This is a genomic window from Methanobrevibacter acididurans (assembly GCF_046197875.1).
GTDB lineage: Archaea > Methanobacteriota > Methanobacteria > Methanobacteriales > Methanobacteriaceae > Methanobrevibacter_A > Methanobrevibacter_A acididurans.
Map to the genome: position 1 here is coordinate 69,346 of NZ_CP166991.1, position 13,978 is coordinate 83,323.

A 13,978-nucleotide genomic window follows, 5' to 3' on the forward strand; every position below is an offset into this window, starting at 1 on the left:
TTTTAGGAGTAAATTTTAGATGTTTTTAACTCATGATGAAGAAAAGATGTGTAATGGTGAATATGGTGATACTGTCCGTAAAAGTATGGATATTTTAGTTGCATTAGGCGATATTTATGGTGCTGAAAAGTTTGTGGATATAAGTTCTGCACAAGTTTCAGGTGTTTCTTATAAAACAATAGGTCAAGCTGGTTTAGAGTATCTTGAAGATTTAGCTTCAGATAAAAGTGGTTATGCTACAATTCCTTCTACTCTTAATCCTGCAGGTACAGATTTAGATAATTGGAGTGAATTAGGTTTTCCGGCTGATTTTGCTTCTAAACAAACTGATATTGTTAATGCTTATGGTCAATTGGGTATTTCAAAAACTTGTACTTGTACTCCTTATCTTATAGGTAATGTTCCTAGATTTAGGGATCATATTTCTTGGTCTGAATCTTCTGCTGTTGCTTATGTTAATTCTGTTATAGGTGCTAGAACTAATCGTGAAGGTGGTCCGGGGGCATTAGCTGCAGCTATTGTTGGTAAAACTCCTTTGTATGGTTTTCATTTAGATGAAAATAGGGCTTCTACTTTGATTGTTGATGTTGAAGCGGATTTAAATGGTGCTGATTTTGGTGCATTAGGGTATGCTGTTGGTCAAGTTGTTGGTGATGGTATTCCATATTTTAAGTTAAATAATGTTCCTACAAATAATGATTTAAAATCTTTAGGTGCTGCATTAGCTTCTTCAGGTGCTGTTGCATTATATTATGTTGAAAATGTCACTCCAGAATTTGATACAATTGCATTAAGTAATGAAGTTAATGATAATATGGCTGTTTCTACAGAAGATATTAAAGAAACTCGTGATAAATTGTCTACTGCTTCAGGTTATGCTGATCTTGTGTGTTTAGGTTGTCCTCATGCTTCTTTAGAAGAAATTAAAGATGTTGCTAATTTTGTCTGTGGTAAAAATATTTCTAATGAACTTTGGATTTGTACTTCAATTAATATTAAAGCTGCTGCAGATAGGATGGGTTATACTAAAATGATTGAAAATGCTGGTGGACATATAGTTCAAGATACTTGTATGGTAGTTGCTCCAATAGAAGACATGGGATATGAAAGTGTTGGTGTTAATTCTGCAAAGGCAGCTAATTATGTTCCATCTATGTGTGGTCTAAAAGTAATTTACAATGACTTTGAAAATTTGATAAAATTCGATTAATTTAATAAATCACATATTATATAATTTGATTAAGGGGAGGTGGAAAAAATGGATTATGAAAATATGAAATTTTGCCAATCTTGTGCAATGCCAATGACTGAAGAATTTTACGGTTCAAACAAAGATGGCAGTAAAAATGAAGAATATTGTAAATATTGCTATGAAAATGGTGAATTTACAAGTGATATGACAATGGAAGAAATGATAGATTTTTGTGTTCCAAAAACAGTAGAAAATACTGATATGGATGAAGAATCTGCACGTAAAATGTTAAATCAAATGTTTCCTCAATTAAAAAGATGGAAAAAATAATATTTTTTTATAAAACTATTTTTTTTTAATTTTTTATAATTAAATCATCAATATATAAAATTCTTTTTTTTCTTAAATTATTATATTATCCCATTTAAAATAAATTATTTAATTTTATGTCTAATTCAAAAAAATTATTATTAAATAATAGTTATGGCTAATATATTTATAATTAATATTAGTTTAATATAAAATTTCAATACATTAAATAAATGGAGATTAATAAAAATGAATTGTATCATTATTGGAGCTGGAAATGCTGGACGTCCTGTTGCAAGATTATTAAATCATATAGGGCATGACGTGACAATTACTGATCCTAAAAAATTAGAAAATTTTCATGAAGATTTTCAAGGAAATTTATTAATAATGGAAAATGAAGGAGTAACTTTAGATTTAGGTAATTTAACACCTGATTTAAGTAAATTTGATTATGTATATGCTGCACCAACATTACCTGATAATTCACCAGCAGCTATAGCTATTAAAAATTCTGATATCAAAATAATTTCAAATGATGATTTTGGAAGAATAGTAAATAAATTGATTAAACCTGATATCATTGGAATAACTGGAAGTGTTGGGAAAACAAGCACAACACATATAGTTGATTCAATGTTTAGATCTGCAGGTTATAAAATATGGAAATGCTCTTCAATGAATCAAAATTTAGTAAGTGAAGTAATAGTTGATGGAATTATAAAAGGATTACCGGATAAAGCAGATATAGCTATATTGGAACTTCCCCATGGGACTGCAGGATTAATGGGTGAATTAAATCTTAAAGTCGGAGCCTTATTAAATATTTATGCAGAACATTTGTCTGAATTTGGAGGATCAATGGAACGATATATCCAAAGAAAAATGTTCATCACTAAACACAGTGAAAAATTAATTTCCAGTACCCAATGTAAAGATATTTTAAAAGATATTAGACCAGATACATTATATTATGGAATGGTTAATAATCTACCAGATAATGAAAATACAGATTTATTCAAAAAATTAAAAACTGATAAAATTCTTATAAGTGAAAATCAAGTCTGTAATTTTATAGGTGAAAGTGGTCAAAATTCCATTAAAATAGGATATAATTTTGAAGATAAGAATGATTGTTTTGAATCTGAATTTCATATGATGAGTTATTATTTTGAAAATGCATTAGCTGCTACAGCTATTGCTATGGCTTATGGGTTAGATTTAAAATATATTAAACAAGGTTTAAAAAACTTTAAAGGATTAGCTGTCCATATGGAATATATGGGAAATTATAATGGTCGAGAAGTATTTATTGATGCATCTTACTTAATCGAGGGTATGAAAGCTACATTAGAATTTTTTGAGGATAAAAGATTAGTAGTCTTATTAGATAACTTTGACACCACAACAAAAAGGGATAAGAAAGAAACAGGGAAATTAATAGGTAAATATGCTGATGTAATGATTGCTACAGGTTTTAATGAACCTTATCAAAAAGTATTCATGGAACCTGCCGAAGAATTATTAAATGCCGCTTCAGATTCAAACGCAGAAAAAATATTAGCTGAAACAATGGTAGATGGTGCTGAGATGTGTATTAAATATTCACTTCCAGGAGATAATATTTTACATTTAGGTCCACAATTAATGCAAAATTATGAAAGTGTACGAAATAAAATTGTTAAAGGTTTAGAAGAGGGTTGTAAAAAATATGAATAATATTGAATTAACAAGTTTATCTGATGCAGAATTATCTTCATTGAATTTAGATTCTAAAGTTTTTGGTGTCATCGGTGTTTGTGGTGTTGTTGGAAATTTAGTTGCTAGAATTTTAATGGACAGAGGATTCGATGTTATAGGGACTGACATGGCAAATGAAAAAGATTGTACCTTTAAAAGTTCTTTTGAAGGTTACGATATAGAAATTTTTTATGGAGGACACCCTGAAGAATTCTTTAAAAAAGTTGATTATATAATTCCACCTCCAAGTTTACCAAAAAATGCAAAAATTTTTGATATTATTCAAGAAAAAAATATTCCTATCCTAAGTTTAGGAGATATTTTTAAATTATTCTCTCCGGATAAAGATGTTATTTGTATTACAGGTACTAATGGAAAAACAACAACTACTACCCTTTTAAAACATATTGCTTATTATGTAGGTTTAAAACCTGCAGAACATAATCTAAAAGGTATGCAAGGTAATAATGAGTTTATACCTAGTTTACAGAGTCGTCTTAATGGAGATGTAGCAATTTTAGAAACAGGAACAGATGGGACTCCTGGAGGATTAAATTCAATTGTAACACTTACTCAACCATCTTCAGGTATTTTAACTAATATCACTCCTGATCATTTATCTAATGATGCAAGTTTAATTGATTATGCTAAAGTTAAAGGAGAATTAGTTGAAGGTTTAATGAATAAACAATTAATTGTAAATTCTGATGATCCAACTGTCAAAGGTTTGATAAAAAATTTAAATTATCAAGGTGATTTAATAACTTTTGGTTTAGATGAAAAACCTGCTAAAGTTGGATATAAACCTTGTTGGTGTGGTAAAAATATTGAAATTCAAGAAATAATATCTGGAGTAGGTATGTATAATTGTAGTTGTGGTATTAAATATCAAAAACCTGATTATATTGCTAAAGAAATCTCTTTAAAAGATAAAAAATTTATAGTTTCTGGTCCTGATGGTGATTATCCAATTCAAATGAGCATTGAAGGTTTACATAATGTTTATAATTGTTTAGGTGTTATTGTTGCTGCTCGGGAATTTTTAAATTTACCTTATAATGTTATTCAAGAAGCAATATCTACATTTAATGGTGTTCCAGGTAGAATGGAAATTATGGGTGATGTTAATGGAAAAACATTAATGGTTGATTATGCTCATAATCCCGCTGGGGTTGAAACTGTTTTAAGGGAATTAAAAAAGCTTTATGGTGATTTTACAGTTGTTATTACTGTATCTTCAGAATCTGGTCATGTAGGTGATGTTGAAATCCTTAAATATGCTTTAACTTATGCTAAGAATGTGGTCCCGGCTTCTTATTCTGCTCGAATTGTTGCAGATGAATTCATTAAACAAAATCCAGATATTACTAATCAAATTATTTTCACTGATATAGTGCCTGAAAAATTTAGAAAAAAAACATTAGGTGCTACTAAAGAAGAAGTTTTTGAAGGTATTAAAACAGGATTAAAAACTAATGTTAATACTGTAGTAGCAATTGGTGAAGCAGCTATTAAATTTAAATCATTAGTAAATGATTTTAAATAATGAAAAAAATTTATTTGTAATAAATATTTTTTCAAATAATTATTTTTTTATAAGAAAATATTTTACTTAATTTATTCTATTATTCTACTTATTGGTACTTTTTTTTAAAAAAATTGGTGTTTTGTAACTCTTTTAAAAAGTTTTGATTAATTATTTAAAGTATTAAGCATTATATTATATCTATGGTAAATTTTATCGAGCATAAATTGATACGACCTAAAACTGCTGAAGCTAGAACTTATCAACAAATATTAGCTGCTGATGTATTAACAGAGGGTAATACAATGATTGTTGCTCCAACTGCATTAGGAAAAACTTTAGTAGCTGTTCTTGTAGCTGCAGAAAGGTTAGATAAATTAAAATCATCTAAAGTTCTAATTTTAGCACCTAGTAAACCATTAGCTATACAACATGAAGAAAATTTTAAAAAATTTTTAATGCCTAAATGTACATCTATCACTGGGTCTGTTAAAACTGAAGAAAGATCTAAAAGATGGGATGAATCTCAAATTATATGTGCAACTCCACAAACTGTTGAGTCCGACTTATTAAATAATCGTTATTCTTTAGAAAATGTTTCATTAGTAGTTTTTGATGAATGTCATCATGCTGTAGGTTCGTATTCTTATGTTTATTTAGCTTCTAGATATGTTAAAGAAGCTAAGAATCATTTAATTTTAGGATTAACTGCATCACCTGGTTATGATAAATCTAAAATTAATGAAGTTTGTCAAAATCTTTTTATTCAAAAAGTTAAAATTAAAACTGAAGATGATCCTGATGTTAAACCTTATTTTAATCCTATTAAAATAGATTGGGTTCAAATTAAATTAGGTAAAGAATTGGAAAGAATTAAAGAACTTCTTAATAAAGCTTTAAAGCTTCGTTTAAAAGGTTTAAAATCTTTAGGTGTAATAAATACTATTTCTGTTAATAAAAGGGATGTTTTACAAGCTAGAGGTCGTGTTCAAAATAGAATTGCTCGTTCTACTAACCCTCCTAAACAATGTTATCAAGCCATGTCTATTTTAAGTGCTGTAATCAATGTTCAACATTCATTAGTACTTTTAGAAACACAAGGAGTTAATACTTTTAATCAGTATGTTAAAAGGTTGAGAAAGAAGAATACTAAAGCTGCAAAAAATTTATTATTAGATCCTAATTTTACTAAAGCAATAAGATTAGCACATGAAGCAGAAGAAAAAGGTATTGAACATCCAAAGTTGCAAAAATTGATAGAAATTCTTAAAAAAGAATTAGGTGTTGATGATAATCAAACTAGATTAAAATCTATGCGGGATACTCAAGATAATGTAAAAATACCTAAAATTATTGTTTTTACTCAGTTTAGGGATACACTTGAAATGTTACATCAAAGATGTGAAAAAGAAGGTATTAAAAGTGTAAAATTTTTTGGTCAAGGTACACGAGATGGTGAAAAAGGATTAACTCAAAAAGAACAAAAAAATATTATTAAATCTTTTAAAACTGGTTCTTATGATGTTTTACTTTCAACAAGTGTTGCTGAAGAAGGTATTGATATTCCTGCAGTTGACTTGGTTATTTTATATGAACCTGTTCCCTCTGAAGTTCGTATGATACAAAGAAGAGGACGTACTGGACGTAAAAATACTGGTAAAATGAAGGTTTTAATAACAAAAGGAACTAGGGATGAAGGTTATTATTGGGCTGCAGTTAATAAAGAAAAGAAGATGAAGAAACAATTATTAACTAAAGAAGCAATAGACGGCTTGGATTTAAACGCTAAAGAACTTATTGAAAGTGTTAAATCAGAAAAATCCGGTAAACCTAAAATTGAGGATGATAAATTAGATGAAGAACTTGTAGGTGATGATAATAAAGAAATTAATATTGAGGGAAACTTAGATCTTAGTCCTAAAAATAAAAACTTACTTGTGTATGTTGATTCTAGAGAAGGAAATTCTAATGTTATTCGTGATTTGGATTTAATAGATGTAGATATTAAAATTAAAGCTTTAACTGTTGCAGACTATCAAATTAGTGATGATGTGGCTATTGAACGTAAAACTGCAAAAGACTTTGTAGATTCTATTGTAGATAAACGTCTTTTTAAACAAGCAAGAATGATGATGGAAGAATTTAAAAAACCTATAATGATTTTAGAAGGGGATGATTTTTACACTGGATTTATTAATCCAAATGCTATTCGTGGATCCATTGCTTCTATAGCTTTAGATTTTGGAATAAGTATTATTCCTACAAGAAGTTCTGAAGATACAGCGGCGATGATTAAAAGAATTGCTGCTCGTGAACAAAAAGGGGAAAGACCTACTATTCAGTTAAGAACTGAGAAAAAACCTGTAAATTTATGGGAACAACAATTGTTTATTGTTGAATCTTTACCTAATGTTGGCCCTGTGAGTTCTAAAAATTTATTAGAACATTTTGGATCAGTTGAAAATGTGATAAATGCATCTGAAGATGAATTACAAGAAGTTGATGGTATAGGTAAAAAAATTGCTAAAGAGATTAGAAAGGTTTTAAGTGAGCAATATTTAAATTTTAAAAAAGAAATTAAAGATCAAAAGTTAATGTAAAAGATAGAAAATGTATACAATAGAATTTTTTTCTAAAAAAAATATTATACAATAGAATAAAAAAATTAAGTTAATAATTAAAATGGTGGTTTTTTGAAGATTTTAATGGATGAAAGAGGTAAAAAATATTTACTTAAAGAAGATAGGGAGTTCCAAACAGATTTAGGTATAATAAAAAAAGAGCAAATGGAAAGAGCAACTATTGGTGATGAGGTAATTACACATTTAGGGAAAAAATATAAAATTATTAAACCTACTGTTAATGATTTCATTGATTTAATGGATAGAAGATGCTCTATACTTATTCAAAAAGATATTGGGGTTGTTTTAGCCCATACTGGTTTAGGTGCTGGTGATAGAGTAATTGATGCTGGAACTGGTGCAGGAGCTATAGCTTTAAATTTTGGTAATGTTGTTGGAGAAAAGGGTAAAGTGTTTTCGTATGAAATTCGAGAAGATTTTGCTCAAGTAGCTAAAAAAAATATAGATGATTTTGGAATAACAAATATTGAAATTAAAAATAAGGATATTAAACAGGGGATAGATGAAGAAGAAATAGACTTAGTATTTTTAGATCTTCCAAAACCTTTTGAAATATTTGAGGATGTTTATAAAAATTTAAGGTTAGGAGGATGGTTAGCAGTTTATGCTCCATATATTCAACAAGCTGAAATTAGTTATAAAATATCTAAAAAAGTAGGTTTTTCTGATATAAAGATTCTTGAAACTTTAGAACGTGAAATGGAAGTTAGACCTCAAGGAACTCGTCCAAAAACAAGAATGGTTGGACATAGTGGGTATTTAATTTTTTCACGTAAGTTATAATAAAAAAAAGTAAAGATTTAGGGTTTGGTATATTATTACCAAATCCTTTTTTTTATTCCATATATATAGCTGGTTTATAAGGAATTGCATTTTTTGCCTTATTTTTAGGATCATAACTATTATCTGTATGGATAATTATTTTAGAGTTACATTCTTCTTCTATATAATCTGAAGCATCAGTAATTATTTTTAATTCATCAATTTTACCAATATATTTAGTTTTTGTAACTTCTCTACCTAATTTTTTAGCTGTAGTTGCGATTTCCTTTTTGTTGTCATGAATATTTTCCGCAATAGCTTTTCCCATTATTTTTCCAATATCTGGTTTTCCTACTTCATCAGCTATTTTATATAAATCCCATTTCCATTCGGGGGATAAATATAAATGAACTTTTTCTATATTGTTTCCAACCATGTTTTTGATTTCATTTATATCTTTTACAAGGTTTTGTATAATTAGTTCTGATCTTTCTATTTTGGGATTTATTAATGATTCATCATATTTTGGCCATTCAGCTTCGGATATAAATCCTTTTCCGCCATGTTTACTCCATATTTCTTCACAAGTGTGTGGTGTGAATGGGGATAATAGTCTTAACCATGATTCTAAAACAGTTGATAATACATATATCATACCTGGATCTTTAGTATTGATTAAATGTTTTGTTCTATACATATAATGATCTAAATCTTTTTTAAGAAGGAAGAATGATTCTTGTAATGCTTTTCTTGTTTGGAATACTTCTAATGCTTCAGTAGCATTTTTGATTCTGAGGTTTAGTTGGTTTATCATCCATAAATCAATTGTTCTGGTTAATTCTACTTTGTTTATATTGTTTAAATCAATTGGTTTGTTTTTAATTTCTTCAATTTTGGTTGCAAATTCTTTAAACCAATTTAATTTTCTTTTTGTTCCTAGAACTTCTTTTTCTCTCCAATCAAAATCTTGCCATGGTTCGGCAGAGGACATTAAGAATAATCTTACAACATCTGCAGAGTAATCTTTTATTGCATCTTTTAGTAATATAATATTACCTTTGGATGAAGACATTTTATTTCCTTCAAGTAATCCCATTCCGAAGACAACTGTTCCTTGTGGCCATTTTTCTTTAGGGAAAATAGCTCCATGGTGGAACATTAAAAAGCTTAAATGATTACCTACTAAATCTTTTGCAGATAATCTCCAGTCTAATGGGTACCAGTAGTTAAATTCGTCTTGAATTTCTTTTACTTTTTCAGGTTCTAATTTTATTTCTTCATTATTTTTTGGTTCTATATTTAAAAATACTTTATCAAAAAATGCAGGAGTTAAAATTTCAGGATCCATATCTTTTAGATATTTTGCTATGGTGTAATATGACATATATATTGTAGAGTCTGATAATGGTTCAATTAACCATTGTTTGTCCCATGGTAAGTGTGTACCTAATCCTAATCTTCTGGAACAAGCCCAATCTTCTAACCATCCTAAGTAGTATTCGAAGTTTGATTTAACTTCTCCGGGTATTATTGTTTCTCCTTCTAATACTTCTCTTGCTGTGTTTGTCCATTCTTCATCAGAATATCTTAAAAACCATTGGTTATCCATTACTTTAACTACACAACGTTCTCCACATCTACAAATCACTGGTCTTTCTGAAAAGTCATACATTTTTCCTGCTTGATTGTTTTCAAGCATTTTGTCTCTAATTTCATTTCTTGCAGTGACAACACTTTCTCCAGCAAATTCTGGAATGTCTTCTCTTATACGACCTTTGTTATGTTCTGTTTTGTATAATTCATTGGTTGCTTCTTGAAGTTTAGGATCTTCTTGATTTTTAATTCCTAATTTTTCTATAACATCTTTAGCAGGAATATCTCCATATTTTTTGAGTTTTATGACTGGTATAGGTTCTATTTTTGCTACTGTTTCTTCTAATCCGTAATTTTTTAGTAGTGCTTTGTTTTCTTTTAAATCTTTTAATGCAATATAATCTGCTGGTGCATGTGCAGGTACTGAGAATACGGTTCCACTACCATATTCTGCATCTACAAAACTAGCAGGTAATAATGGTAGTTTTTCATTTGTTATTGGGTTTGTAACATATTTTCCTATGTAAGGGGTCATGTCTATTTGACCTAATATTTCTAAACCATTAATTTGATTTGATAAGTTATCGTATGCTGTTCTACTTATTATCCAAGTTTCATTTTCATTTTTAACTTCGATGTATTCTACATCTGGGTTTATCCATAGGTTTGTTGCACCATATATTGTTTCTGGTCTGAATGTAGCAGGTACTAATATTTTACCATCTATTTCAAATTTAAGTAGTGTTAATTCGTTTATACTTACTCCTTCTCCTTCAAGTAAGTCATGGTCTCCTACTGGGTTTTTGTCTCTTGGACAGTATTTTACTGGGTGTTTTCCTTTTGTTATTAAACCTTTATCATATAATTTTGTGATTTGCCATGTTACAAATTTTTGATATGTAGGGTCTATTGTTCTGAACTCTCTTCTCCAGTCTATGGAATATCCCATATCGTTCATTACTTCATGGTATTCGTTACTAAAATATTTTACTATGAATTCAGGATCCTCTAATTTAGGTAATGTTTCTTTTGGTACTCTGTGAACTTTTTCGTATAATTCCATTGTCCATGGATCTTTTCTTTTTATTCTACTTGCTATTCCTATTACTGGTGCACCGGTTACATGCCAAGCCATTGGGAAGAGTACATTATATCCTTCCATTCTTTTAAATCTTGCATATACATCCGGAACTGTGTATGTTCTTCCATGTCCGATATGCATTGCTCCACTTGGGTATGGGAATGCAACTGTTAAGTATAATTTTTTTCTTTCATCTGGGTCTGATTGAAATAGCTTAGCATCTTCCCATTTTTTTTGCCATTTCTTTTCTATATCATTTGTCACTGAATTCACCATTTAATATTTTTATAATTTTTTTTTAAAGTAAAATCTTATTTAAATTAATTTTCCACTAGTTCTTGGACTTTGAGGAGATTCAACTTTATGTCTACTATTTATTATCATAGATCTAATTCTATTGATTTCCTCAATGCTTAAATCAATATTTTTCATTATCTCTTCATTATCCATATTCTTGTCAATAATCATATATAATAAAGAGTCTAATTTATCATAACTTAAACCAATTTCATCTTCATCTTTTTGACCAGGCCATAAACCTGCTCTAGGAGGTTTAGAAATTATATCTTCAGGGATACCCCAATCTTTAGCTAAAATTCTAAGTTGAGTTTTATAAATATCACCTATTGGTTCGATATCACAACCACCATCACCAAATTTGGTGAAATATCCAATAAGTAATTCACTTCTATTACCTGTACCGATAACAATATAATTTTTTAAATTAGCATAATAATATAATAAAGACATTCTTATTCTTGCTTTAAGATTACCACTTGCAACTTTGAAAATATCCTCATTAATATAATCTAATTTTTTTATATTCTCAGTATCTGTAATGTTAAAAAATTCATTTGAAATTGTATCGATTGAAACTTCAATATATCTAATGTCTAATATGTTTGCCATTAAGCGGGCATGTTTTCTATCTTCATCGGGAGTTGTTGAACTGTACATATGAATTCCAAAAACATTTTCTTTACCGACAGCTTCAACTGATAATAATCCACTTACACTTGAATCGATTCCACCACTTAATCCAACAACAATACCTTTAGCATTTGCATTAGAGACAGTTTCTTTTATAAAATCGATAATTTCATTTTTAGCTTTTTCACTATTGATTTTAGGTAATTCTAACATTATATCACTAGATTATTATTATTAATAAAAAAATTATAATAATAATATTTTATTTTTAATTTATTTAATAATTATCTAATTAAACCAAAAATTTTAAAAACTTTTATTAACTAAAAAAAATCAATTAATATTTTAAGTTTAAAAATAATGATAATTTATATTATAATCAAAAAAAAATATTTAAATTAATTATTAAAAAAATGAAAAAATTATATAATGGAGAGTGGATTAAAAATGGCATTTAAAGATTTATTTAAATTTAAAAATGGTCAAACAACTTTCATGTTTGTAGGTGGAAAAGGAGGAGTTGGAAAAACTAGTGTTTCATGTTCAACAGCTTTATGGTTAGCTAAAAAAGGTAAAAATACATTATTAGTTTCAACAGATCCAGCACACTCCTTATCTGATTCTTTAGAAGTTAATATAGGGGCATATCCTGTAGAAGTAACAGAAAATTTACATGCAATTGAAATAGATCCAGACATGGCTATGGAACAAAAACAACAACAAATCAATAGTCAAAAAGCTAGAGCTACAGCAGATAAAATGGCAGGTTTAGATTTTTTAGGAGATCAAATGGATTTAGCATCTTCATCTCCTGGAGCTGATGAAGCAGCAGCATTTGAAGTTTTCATGGGACTTTTAACAAATAATGAATATGATATAGTAGTATTTGATACCGCACCAACTGGCCATACATTAAGATTATTATCCTTCCCAGAAGTTATGGACTCATGGGTAGGTAAATTATATAAAGCTAAAACTAAATTAGGTGAAGCATCCTCAAAATTAAAAGGAATAATTCCTTTCATGGATCCAAATGATGATGTAGCATCAACTGCGGAATTAGAAGCAACAAAAAGACAAATAAATGAAGCAAAAAAAGTATTATCTGATCCTGAAAGAACAACATTTAAAATGGTAGTAATTCCTGAAGAAATGAGTATTTATGAATCAGAAAGAGCTATTGAAGCACTTCAAAAGTTTGATATAACAGTTGATGGAATAGTAGTTAATCAAGTAATGCCTGATATTACAGATTGTGATTTTTGTCATTCAAGACACACACTACAACAAAAACGTTTAGCATTAATAAATCAAAAATTCAAAGAACAAGAAGTTACACAAATTCCTTTATTTAAAGATGAAGTTAAAGGAATTGATAAACTTAATAATTTAGCTGAAATATTATATGAAGGTAAAATTAACGATGAAGTAAAAAGGGATGCAATACAGTTATAAAAATAATTAATTTTTATAATTTACTTTTTTTATAAATACAATACTTAGAAAGTGAAAATTTATCTTTCACATAAATATTTTTTTTATTATTATTCAATACATTTAATCTATTATATAATCATAACACACATATAAGTAAATTCACTATTTGCTATTTCTTTTAAATTAGATTTAACGATATGTTCTTCAGGATAACTAAGCCTTTCACATACAATTACTTCCCTATTAGGATTAACATCATTATCTAAAAGAAATTGTGCCATATCCTTAACTTTACGTGAAGGTAATGCAATTGTTGTTTTACCATTATTTATATATTGTAAAATATCTTCAATATTTTCCCTACCATGGAATGTTATAATATTTGCTTCATCCCAATTAATATGATTTTTAGCTGCAGCTAACTGTAGAGAACTTATCCCTGGAACAACATTTATATTATCAATATTAAATCCTTTTTCCCTACTTATTCTTTTTATAGGTTTAAGAACACCAGAAAATCCTGGATCTCCAGTTGATAATATAGTGACATTTTTACCTTTTTTAACCATTTCAATTGATTCTTCCAATTTTTTTGTCAAATCTTTAACATTAAATACTATATACTCATTTTTGTTTTCAAACAAATCAAGTGCTCTTTGGCTGCCTATAGTTATATCTGAATTTTTAACAGTTTCTACTGCAATTTGAGTTAAATATTCTTTAGATCCAGGCCCTACACCTACTATGTTTAATTTTCCCATAATAAT

The 13,978-nt window shown here is 28.3% G+C and carries 10 protein-coding genes; 7 read left to right on the plus strand and 3 right to left on the minus strand.

All coding sequences use genetic code 11. From position 1 onward, the window contains the following. Positions 1-19: 19 nt before the first annotated feature. From ACA135_RS00340 to ACA135_RS00365, 6 genes are all read left to right on the plus strand, one after another. The gene (locus tag ACA135_RS00340; protein WP_409198341.1) at positions 20-1,210 is read left to right on the plus strand and encodes an aconitase X catalytic domain-containing protein; all 1,191 of its coding nucleotides are present in this window, start codon (positions 20-22) and stop codon (positions 1,208-1,210) included. Positions 1,211-1,258: 48 nt separating this feature from the next. Next, complete coding sequence (locus ACA135_RS00345; RefSeq protein ID WP_409198342.1) at positions 1,259-1,522, plus strand: zinc ribbon domain-containing protein; 264 nt, start codon at positions 1,259-1,261, stop codon at positions 1,520-1,522. 228 nt (positions 1,523-1,750) lie between these two features. Further along, entirely contained in the window at positions 1,751-3,220 is a 1,470-nt protein-coding gene (locus ACA135_RS00350; protein WP_409198343.1) for a Mur ligase family protein, read from the plus strand. Next, positions 3,213-4,787 carry a Mur ligase family protein gene (locus ACA135_RS00355; protein WP_409198344.1) on the plus strand — a complete coding sequence of 525 codons (1,575 nt, stop codon included), beginning with the start codon at positions 3,213-3,215 and terminating at the stop codon, positions 4,785-4,787. Before ACA135_RS00350 ends, ACA135_RS00355 begins: the two co-directional genes overlap by 8 nt. Positions 4,788-4,969: 182 nt before the next feature. Beyond that, entirely contained in the window at positions 4,970-7,366 is a 2,397-nt protein-coding gene (locus tag ACA135_RS00360) for a DEAD/DEAH box helicase (protein ID WP_409198345.1), read from the plus strand. Positions 7,367-7,459: 93 nt separating this feature from the next. Then, positions 7,460-8,191, plus strand: coding sequence for a tRNA (adenine-N1)-methyltransferase (locus ACA135_RS00365; protein ID WP_409198346.1), 732 nt, complete (start codon positions 7,460-7,462; stop codon positions 8,189-8,191). Positions 8,192-8,243: 52 nt separating this feature from the next. On the opposite strand, the gene leuS is transcribed toward ACA135_RS00365, so the two are convergent. Both leuS and ACA135_RS00375 read right to left on the minus strand, forming a co-directional pair. Then, positions 8,244-11,108 carry a leucine--tRNA ligase gene (gene leuS, locus ACA135_RS00370; RefSeq protein ID WP_409198347.1) on the minus strand — a complete coding sequence of 955 codons (2,865 nt, stop codon included), beginning with the start codon at positions 11,106-11,108 and terminating at the stop codon, positions 8,244-8,246. Between the two features lie 51 nt (positions 11,109-11,159). Beyond that, positions 11,160-11,987 (minus strand): NAD+ synthase, encoded by an 828-nt coding sequence (locus tag ACA135_RS00375; protein ID WP_409198348.1) that lies wholly within the window; start codon positions 11,985-11,987, stop codon positions 11,160-11,162. A 234-nt stretch (positions 11,988-12,221) separates the two neighbouring features. Here ACA135_RS00375 and ACA135_RS00380 point away from each other — a divergent pair, with 234 nt between their 5' ends. Further along, complete coding sequence (locus ACA135_RS00380; RefSeq protein ID WP_409198349.1) at positions 12,222-13,229, plus strand: ArsA family ATPase; 1,008 nt, start codon at positions 12,222-12,224, stop codon at positions 13,227-13,229. Positions 13,230-13,339: 110 nt separating this feature from the next. Here ACA135_RS00380 and ACA135_RS00385 read toward each other — a convergent pair whose 3' ends face one another. Further along, complete coding sequence (locus tag ACA135_RS00385) at positions 13,340-13,975, minus strand: cobalt-precorrin-7 (C(5))-methyltransferase (protein WP_409199053.1); 636 nt, start codon at positions 13,973-13,975, stop codon at positions 13,340-13,342. Positions 13,976-13,978: the final 3 nt, after the last annotated feature.

Excerpts from the sequence above, each read along its gene's own strand:
- ACA135_RS00340 (WP_409198341.1), top strand. The coding sequence starts at position 20 with ATGTTTTTAACTCATGATGAAGAAAAGATGTGTAATGGTGAATATGGT.
- ACA135_RS00345 (WP_409198342.1), top strand. The coding sequence starts at position 1,259 with ATGGATTATGAAAATATGAAATTTTGCCAATCTTGTGCAATGCCAATG.
- ACA135_RS00350 (WP_409198343.1), top strand. The coding sequence starts at position 1,751 with ATGAATTGTATCATTATTGGAGCTGGAAATGCTGGACGTCCTGTTGCA.
- ACA135_RS00355 (WP_409198344.1), top strand. The coding sequence starts at position 3,213 with ATGAATAATATTGAATTAACAAGTTTATCTGATGCAGAATTATCTTCA.
- ACA135_RS00360 (WP_409198345.1), top strand. The coding sequence starts at position 4,970 with ATGGTAAATTTTATCGAGCATAAATTGATACGACCTAAAACTGCTGAA.
- ACA135_RS00375 (WP_409198348.1), bottom strand. The coding sequence starts at position 11,987 with ATGTTAGAATTACCTAAAATCAATAGTGAAAAAGCTAAAAATGAAATT.
- ACA135_RS00380 (WP_409198349.1), top strand. The coding sequence starts at position 12,222 with ATGGCATTTAAAGATTTATTTAAATTTAAAAATGGTCAAACAACTTTC.